Here is a 6,377-nt window from a genome sequence, read left to right on the forward strand (position 1 = left end):
GCTTGACCCGGGACCGCTGGCCTGTTCAGCGCGACCGCAGTTCAATCCGGCCACCGGTCCCGGGTCAAGCCCGGGACGACGAGTGAAGCACATCCGCCCCGCCCCACACGACCGCCTGCGCGACATAGCCGCAGTCGTCCGGCACGCTCCACGTAATGCTCGGCGAACCATGCAGCTTCCAACCTTCCTCCAGCGCCTTTGACACGCGCTCGCAAAAGGCGTGGTCGTCCTTGCCGGTGATGCAGCGATAGACGAGGCGGCCATCTGGGGGCGTGCTAGACATGTCGGGTCTTTCCTGAACTCGGGAGCTTTGGGTTAGCGCAGGCGCCGGCGGCGCGGCAACCGTTTGTTCTTGCCAAGTGTCACATTTGGTTCACCTTCGCCGCTCGATACGAATGGGCTCGCGCTACTCTTCGCTGCAAAGGTGATTGCCGATGAATTCAGCCGCTGTTGCTCCTTCGCACAAGGACCTGTTCGGCCAGCCGCGCGGCCTGTGGGTATTGGCCGGGACCGAGTTCTGGGACCGCATTTCCTTCCACGGCATGCAGGCCATGCTTGTGCTCTACATGACCGGCGACCTGCTGGTTCACCCGGACCGCGTGTCGAACATCCTCGGCTTTTCCGCCTATCGCGGCATGATCGAGGGGATGACCGGGCCGCTGAGCGACATCGCGCTCGCCACCCAGACCTTCGGGCTGTACCTCGCCTTTGTTACCGGCCTGCCGCTGGTGGGCGGCTGGATTGGCGACAAGTTCACCGGGCGGCGCATCGCCGTGGGGCTGGGCGCGGGGCTGATGACCGCCGGGCACTTCTGCCTCGCCTTCGATGCCACCTTCCTGATCGCGCTGATCCTGCTGATGACCGGCGCGGGCATGCTGCGCGGGAACCTGTCACCGCAGATCAAATCGCTTTATGCCGATGGCGATGCGCGTGAGACCAATGCGTTCCAATACTACTATCTGGCGGTGAATCTCGGAGCCTTCGTAGCGCCGATCGTCTCGGGCGCAGTGGCGGCGATCTGGGGTTGGCATACCGGTTTTGGCGTGGCCGGCTTCGGCATGTTGATCGGCTTCATCGTCTATCTGGTCGGCAGCGCCTACCTGCCAGCCGAACGCGCGCGTCTGATGCGCGGCGAAGTGGCCGAGAAGCGCAAGCTTTCCGCCGTGGAACGCCGCCGGGTCTGGGGCCTGTTCCTGCTCTGGCCGGTGCCGCTCGCCTTCTGGACCGCGCAAGCGCAGGTATGGAATGTCTATAATGTCTGGCTGCGCGATCACGTGGCCATGACAGTCGGTTCCTTCAACGTACCAGTGCCGTGGATGCAGTCGCTCGATGGGTTGGCGCCGGCCGCCTTCACCCCGCTGGCGCTGTGGATCTGGGCGCGGCAGGCGCGGCGCGGACGCGAGCCGGACGAATTTACCAAGGCCGGCATGGGCATGTTGCTGTTCGCCGCCAGCGTTGCGATGCTGGGCGTGGGGCCATGGCTGGCAGGCAGCGACGGGCGCGCACCGATCTATTTGCCGGTGCTGTTCCATGTCTTTTCCAACTACGGCGCGGTGTTCGTCGCCCCGGTGATCCTGGCGATCTTCGCCACCCGCGCGCCCGAACAATGGCGCGGCACGCTGGTGGGGATCAATTCGCTGGCGATTTCTGGCGGCAGCCTGCTGAGCGGCCGCATGGGCAGCCTCTATGAACAAATGACACCCAGCAGCTTCTGGCTGATCAACGCATCGATCTGCGGCGCTGGCGGCGTCTATATTCTGCTAACCCGCCGCTTCTACGCGCGCGTGCTCGATCATAAGAACGCCGAGGATACGATGCCGTTGCCACCCAAGCAGGAAGCAACGGTCGTGGTAAATTAGAGCGGGCTGAAAATGTAATTCGTCATTCCGGCGGAGGCCGGAACCCAGCACTGAAAATAATCCCGTCGCAAAGCGACGTCGTTCTTTATGCGGTCTGGGTCCCGGCCTGCGCCGGGATGACGGCAGTGCAAGTCTTGGTGGGCCGCTCTAGAGGATATATTTCGACAGATCGGCGTCCTGCGCGAGGCCGGTCAGCTTGTCGCTGACGTAAGTGGCGTCAATGGTGATCGTCTCGCCAGCGCGGTCTTCGGCTTCGAAGCTCAGTTCCTCGAGCAGCTTTTCCATGACCGTCTGCAGGCGGCGGGCGCCGATATTCTCGACGCTTTCGTTCACCTGCGCGGCAATCTGGGCGACTTCCCGAATTGCCTCGGGGGTGAAATCCACCGTCAGCTTCTCCGTCGCCAGCAGCGCCTTGTACTGCTCGACAAGGTTGGCGCGGGTTTCCGAGAGGATGCGGACGAAATCGTCCTCGTTCAGCGCTTTCAGTTCCACCCGGATCGGCAAGCGGCCCTGAAGTTCGGGCAACATGTCGCTCGGCTTGGCAACGTGGAACGCGCCAGATGCGATGAACAGCACGTGGTCGGTCTTCATCGGGCCGTACTTGGTGGCCACGGTCGTGCCCTCAATTAATGGCAACAGATCGCGCTGCACACCTTCGCGGCTGACGGAGCCGCCGCGCACGTCTGAAACGGCGATCTTGTCGATCTCGTCGATGAAAACGATACCGTTGTGTTCAGCATTGTGCAGCGCGACGCGGGCAACATCGTCCTGATCCATGCGCTTTTCGGCTTCCTCGTCGACCAGCTTGTCCCAGGCTTCCGGCACCTTGAGCTTGCGGCGCTTGAGGTTGTTCTTGCCCATCGCCTTGTTCATCATGTCGGACAGGTTGATCATGCCGACATTGCCGCCCATGCCCGGAATATCCATGGGCATGGCGGGCGCGTCCTCGACCTCGATTTCCACCTCGGTATCGTTCATCGCGTTTTCGGTGATGCGTTGACGGAACGCCTCGCGGGTCGCCTCGCTGGCGTTTTCGCCGACGAGCGCTTTCAGCAGCCGGTCCATCGCCGCCTTGCTCGCAGCGTCGCGCACGGCTTCGCGGCGGCTTTCCTTTTCAAGCCGGATCGCTTCTTCCACCAGATCGCGGGCGATCTGTTCGACATCGCGACCGACATAGCCGACCTCGGTGAACTTGGTCGCCTCCACCTTCACGAAGGGTGCCTCGGCCAGCTTGGCCAGACGGCGGCTGATCTCGGTCTTGCCGCAGCCTGTCGGCCCGATCATCAGGATGTTCTTGGGCGTTACCTCGTCGCGCAGTTCGGGGCTGAGTCTTTGCCGCCGCCAGCGATTGCGCAGCGCCACGGCAACCGCCTTCTTCGCCTCGGTCTGGCCGATGATGTGCTCATCAAGCGCGGCAACGATGGCCTTGGGGGTGAGTGCGTCTTTCATCTGGCTCACACTGTTTCTACTGTGACACGGTCATTGGTGAATACGCAGACCTCCGCAGCCACGGCCATCGCGCGGCGGGCGATCTTTTCCGGGTCGGATTCATAGTCAGTGAGCGCCTTGGCGGCGGCGAGCGCATAGTTGCCGCCCGATCCGATGGCGGCGATGCCGGTGAGGATCAACAACACGTCCTTGTCCGCGACAATCATCAGGGCTTCGAGGTTGCGCAGGTACTTGTCGGTGCGCCAGTCCTTGGCGAGTTCGACGGCGGCGCGCATCAGCTGGCCGCGATGCTGCTCAAGCTTCTTTTCGAGCCGTTCGAACAGGGTAAAGGCGTCGGCGGTTGCCCCGGCGAACCCGGCAATGACGCTGCCATCGCCGATGCGGCGCACCTTGCGCGCGTTCGGCTTCATCACGGTGTTGCCCATCGACACCTGGCCATCGCCGGCAATGACGGTCTGACCGCCGATCTTGACGCCGATGATTGTCGTGCCGTGCCACTGGACCATGCCGTGGGCTTCGCTGTGTGTGCTCATGCTGCGGGATATAAGTCGCGCAGCGCGTGGTTCAAGATTGCGCGATCAGCTGCCGTTGGGACCCGTGCCCGGGCCACCGCCGCCGCCAGCAGGACCGCCCATGCCGGTGCCGACGGTGCCGATATTGCCGAAAAGGTCTTCCAGGAAGCTACGTTCGCGGCCCAGCGTTGGCGTCTTGTTGCCATCGGGATCGATCCGAGCGACCTTTTCCATGCCGATGCGTTCGACATTAGCGACATTACCTGCGGGGTCAAAGCTGACCTTCAGGATCGTCTGGCTGGAGCTGCGCGGACGCGCGAAAGCGGCCTGCTTGGTGTCGATCGAGACGTAGTACCAGTCCTTCTGGCCCCAGTCCGAAATGAAGGTCGGCCGACCGAGCGAGCGTTCGACGGAGGTCTTGTTGTCGATCCCCGGCTGGACCGCGTCAATCAGCGCCGTATCGACGAGATAGCCACGGTGATCCTTGATCGAGGCGCAGCCCGAGAGCGCCGCCACGGCCACAATGGCCGCAAGACCTGCCCTCATCAGCCGAGTATGCCGCATGTATTCGCTCCGATCATTGCCTTGGCGCGGATGCCAACTATATCGACGCCTGCCTTAAAGAGCCTGACGCCGCTGCGCAATGGCGCATGGCTCCAAAAGCTCTAGTGGCTGCATTTGAATTCCCGGTGAACGAAAGGACCCCGCCGCCCATGTCCCTGTTCAAGCGCCTGCTGCGCCCCAAGGGCGATGATCTCAGCGCCTATCGCCCGCTATGGCACCGCGTGGTCGAACTGTCGCGCGACCCGGCGTGGTACCGCGATGCCGGCATTGCCGACACCGTTCCCGGCCGATTCGACGCAATCACACTGATCCTTTGCACGGTTCTGCTGCGCATGGAGCGTGACGAGGCGCTGATCGAGCCATCCGTGCGCCTGACCGAGCTGTTCGTTGACGATATGGACGGCCAGCTGCGCCAGTCCGGCGTCGGCGACATGGTGGTCGGCAAGCACATGGGCCGATTGATGAGTGCTCTCGGCGGAAGGCTGGGGGCTTACCGCGATGGACTCGCGGCGGCAGATTCGGCGCCGCTGGAAGAGGCAATCGCCCGCAACGTGACGCTGAACGAGGGCAGCGATCCCGCCGTGGCCGCCGGGATGATGCGCAAGCTCAACGAGGCGCTCGCCGCCAAGGATGGCGCCGCGCTGCTTGTCGGGGACTTTGCCCTGGAGCCTGCACAGTGAGCGAATTCAGCCGCATGATCGATCCGCGCCTGCTCACCGCCGCGCCGCTGCACCTTGTGGCCAACGCTGAGGAATGCACGGCTCTGGCCAAGCGCTTCGCGCTGGTCTCGGTTGACCGGCTGGAAGCGATGGTTTCGCTGGAAGCCGATGGCGCGGTGGTCAAGGCTGACGGCCGGCTCAAGGCTGTCATCGTGCAGAGCTGCGCGGTTTCCGGCGAAGAACTGCCGGTCGCAATCGATGCGCCGATCGCGCTGCGCTTCGTGCGCGATGACGGCCAGCACCGGCCGAACGAGGAGATCGAGCTTGAGGCAAATGACCTCGACGAGATCGCCTATTCCGGCGGGCAATTCGATCTTGGCGAAGAAGTCGCGCAGACGCTGGCGCTGGCGATTGATCCCTACCTTACCGGCCCGAAAGCCGACGAGGCGCGCAAGAAGGCCGGGATTGCGGATGAGTCTGCCAGCGGCCCGTTTGCCGCGCTGGCTGCACTGAAGAAGGATTCATAATCCCGGGCCTGATCCGGGACCGCTGGCGGGATTGAACCGGCCGCCCGACGAAAAGGCCAGCGATCCCGGGTCAAGCCCGGGATGACGCCCGCACAGTCGTTCGATCAGAACGGGATATCATCGTCCAGATCGTCAGCGAAACCGCCCGCGCCGCCGGCAGCACCGCCGCCTGACGAGCCGCCGCCGCCCTGATTCCAGCCGCCCGACTGGCCACCGCCGCCACCGCCCGAGCGCTGGCCGCCACCGGAGCCACCGCTCCAGTCACCGCCGCCCGAACGCTGGCCGCCGCCGCCGCCAGCGCCGCCACCGGGCGCGCCGTCGAGCATGGTCAGCACTGCGCCGGGGCCTTGCAGCACAACTTCGGTCGAATAGCGGTCATTGCCCTGGGCGTCCTGCCACTTGCGGGTCCGCAGCTGGCCTTCGATGTAGACCTTCGAGCCCTTGCGCAGGAAGCGTTCTGCCACCCCGGCCAGCCCTTCGCCAAAAATGGCCACGGTGTGCCATTCGGTGCGTTCCTGCTTTTCGCCGGTGTTCTTGTCCTTCCACGACTCGCTCGTGGCGATACGGATATTGCAGACCTTGCCGCCGTTCTGGAACGACTTCACTTCCGGGTCCGCGCCCAGATTGCCGACCAGGATGACCTTGTTGACGCTGCCTGCCATGGAAAAAACTCTCTCTTCGCTAAAGTCCGAGCGCCAGCGCGCTCCAATATGTGATTCCCGCGAAGATGTAGGCCAGGCCGAACAGGTATAGCAACATGAACACCGGCCATTTCCACCCATTCGTCTCACGCCGGGTGACGGCGAT

The 6,377-nt window shown here is 63.8% G+C and carries 8 protein-coding genes; 3 read left to right on the forward strand and 5 right to left on the reverse strand.

The annotated features are described in order from the left end of the window. Positions 1–64: 64 nt before the first annotated feature. Entirely contained in the window at positions 65–283 is a 219-nt protein-coding gene (locus RMO89_RS12325; RefSeq protein WP_310533428.1) for a DUF1737 domain-containing protein, read from the reverse strand. Positions 284–434: 151 nt separating this feature from the next. On the opposite strand from RMO89_RS12325, the gene RMO89_RS12330 reads away from it, so the two are divergent. After that, positions 435–1,859 (forward strand): peptide MFS transporter, encoded by a 1,425-nt coding sequence (locus RMO89_RS12330; protein ID WP_310533430.1) that lies wholly within the window; start codon positions 435–437, stop codon positions 1,857–1,859. Positions 1,860–2,006: 147 nt separating this feature from the next. Here the strand turns inward: RMO89_RS12330 and hslU are convergent, their stop codons facing one another. Genes hslU through RMO89_RS12345 form a run of 3 tightly spaced genes read right to left on the reverse strand, consistent with a single transcriptional unit; the run spans position 2,007 to position 4,384 of the window. Beyond that, a complete protein-coding gene (gene hslU / locus RMO89_RS12335; RefSeq protein ID WP_310533432.1) occupies positions 2,007–3,308 on the reverse strand; it encodes an ATP-dependent protease ATPase subunit HslU in 1,302 nt (433 codons plus the stop codon). Between the two features lie 5 nt (positions 3,309–3,313). Further along, positions 3,314–3,841: an ATP-dependent protease subunit HslV gene (gene hslV / locus RMO89_RS12340; RefSeq protein WP_310533434.1), complete on the reverse strand. Its 528-nt coding sequence runs from the start codon at positions 3,839–3,841 to the stop codon at positions 3,314–3,316. A 45-nt stretch (positions 3,842–3,886) separates the two neighbouring features. Continuing rightward, positions 3,887–4,384 carry an outer membrane protein assembly factor BamE gene (locus RMO89_RS12345; protein WP_310533436.1) on the reverse strand — a complete coding sequence of 166 codons (498 nt, stop codon included), beginning with the start codon at positions 4,382–4,384 and terminating at the stop codon, positions 3,887–3,889. Between the two features lie 149 nt (positions 4,385–4,533). Between RMO89_RS12345 and RMO89_RS12350 the strand changes: the two genes are divergently transcribed. Both RMO89_RS12350 and RMO89_RS12355 read left to right on the forward strand, forming a co-directional pair. Beyond that, positions 4,534–5,064, forward strand: coding sequence for a ubiquinol-cytochrome C chaperone family protein (locus tag RMO89_RS12350; RefSeq protein WP_310533437.1), 531 nt, complete (start codon positions 4,534–4,536; stop codon positions 5,062–5,064). Continuing rightward, on the forward strand, positions 5,061–5,570 hold the full coding sequence (locus tag RMO89_RS12355) for a DUF177 domain-containing protein (protein WP_310533438.1): 510 nt from the start codon (positions 5,061–5,063) through the stop codon (positions 5,568–5,570). The genes RMO89_RS12350 and RMO89_RS12355 overlap by 4 nt, the downstream gene beginning before the upstream one ends. Before the next feature lie 104 nt (positions 5,571–5,674). On the opposite strand, the gene ssb is transcribed toward RMO89_RS12355, so the two are convergent. Next, the gene (gene ssb, locus RMO89_RS12360; protein WP_310533440.1) at positions 5,675–6,232 is read right to left on the reverse strand and encodes a single-stranded DNA-binding protein; all 558 of its coding nucleotides are present in this window, start codon (positions 6,230–6,232) and stop codon (positions 5,675–5,677) included. Positions 6,233–6,377: the final 145 nt, after the last annotated feature.

The organism is Novosphingobium sp., from assembly GCF_031424035.1.
Taxonomy (GTDB): domain Bacteria; phylum Pseudomonadota; class Alphaproteobacteria; order Sphingomonadales; family Sphingomonadaceae; genus Novosphingobium.

Bases quoted from the DNA above. Each gene is read 5' to 3' on its own strand.
- RMO89_RS12325 (WP_310533428.1), bottom strand. From the start codon at position 283: ATGTCTAGCACGCCCCCAGATGGCCGCCTCGTCTATCGCTGCATCACC.
- RMO89_RS12330 (WP_310533430.1), top strand. From the start codon at position 435: ATGAATTCAGCCGCTGTTGCTCCTTCGCACAAGGACCTGTTCGGCCAG.
- hslU (WP_310533432.1), bottom strand. From the start codon at position 3,308: ATGAAAGACGCACTCACCCCCAAGGCCATCGTTGCCGCGCTTGATGAG.
- hslV (WP_310533434.1), bottom strand. From the start codon at position 3,841: ATGAGCACACACAGCGAAGCCCACGGCATGGTCCAGTGGCACGGCACG.
- RMO89_RS12345 (WP_310533436.1), bottom strand. From the start codon at position 4,384: ATGCGGCATACTCGGCTGATGAGGGCAGGTCTTGCGGCCATTGTGGCC.
- RMO89_RS12350 (WP_310533437.1), top strand. From the start codon at position 4,534: ATGTCCCTGTTCAAGCGCCTGCTGCGCCCCAAGGGCGATGATCTCAGC.
- ssb (WP_310533440.1), bottom strand. From the start codon at position 6,232: ATGGCAGGCAGCGTCAACAAGGTCATCCTGGTCGGCAATCTGGGCGCG.